The 660-nt window shown below is 55.3% G+C and carries 2 protein-coding genes; both read left to right on the top strand.

Going from position 1 to position 660, the window contains the following annotated elements; translation table 11 throughout:
* Positions 1-104 precede the first annotated feature (104 nt).
* Positions 105-434 (top strand): hypothetical protein, encoded by a 330-nt coding sequence (locus RMSM_RS03125; protein WP_008691438.1) that lies wholly within the window; start codon positions 105-107, stop codon positions 432-434.
* Positions 431-660, top strand: a 230-nt coding sequence (locus RMSM_RS03120) for a hypothetical protein (RefSeq protein WP_008691436.1), incomplete at its 3' end; no start/stop codon positions are given. The genes RMSM_RS03125 and RMSM_RS03120, both read left to right, overlap by 4 nt.

The following is a 660-nucleotide window of genomic DNA, read 5'->3' as shown; positions in this document are numbered from 1 at the left end:
CTTTGGAGCAAGCGGGCGACCATGCCCGAAAAACTGACCGCCACCCTGGATGAAATTGAGTCGTGGTAACAAGAGAGCAACCAAGTAGAGAGAGAGCAAAACCAATGGCGACGAAAGCAGAATTGATCGAGCTTCTATCCGAGCGAGACAACGAGATCACCCGGTTAAAAGAAGCCCTTCGGACCGAAGAGAACCAGAGCCGAAGCTTCAAACGCGACGCTGAGATGGAAGCCCGCAACAACAAGGAAGCTCATGCGAAGCTGAGTGTCATCTGCAACGTGATCACCGCATCGCTGCAGGTGAAGCACGGCGTGGGTTTAGTCCCGAAAACCGAATACTTCCAGGGTCGCGACGTCGAAACGGAGCCAGTAACCGAAGAGATCCGGTTGCTTCGCCATCTGCACGACCTCGCTAATACGGATGCCCCCTTTTGATCACCAACCCAAGCACGAACGACGAAGAATTCACGCCGATCGTTCATCTATCGCCCGAGGTTACGCAGGTAACGATCGATCCAGCGGAGCGGATGCAGGCCATCGCGGCAGCGTATTGGATCACGGCATCGCCGCATGAGCGAGTGTGGACGGCCCACGAGCAACGATTGATGGCTCAATACGTCCTTTGGGCCAACCAAAAACTCAGCGCCATCGAGCAAGTGGT

The sequence above is a fragment of the Rhodopirellula maiorica SM1 genome (assembly GCF_000346295.1).
Classification (GTDB): domain Bacteria; phylum Planctomycetota; class Planctomycetia; order Pirellulales; family Pirellulaceae; genus Novipirellula; species Novipirellula maiorica.
Note: the sequence above shows the minus strand (reverse complement) of the source record. Positions and strands in the feature narration are given on the sequence as shown.

What these genes read in the sequence shown, in the direction of transcription:
- RMSM_RS03125 (WP_008691438.1), top strand. Translation starts at nt 105, where the DNA reads ATGGCGACGAAAGCAGAATTGATCGAGCTTCTATCCGAGCGAGACAAC.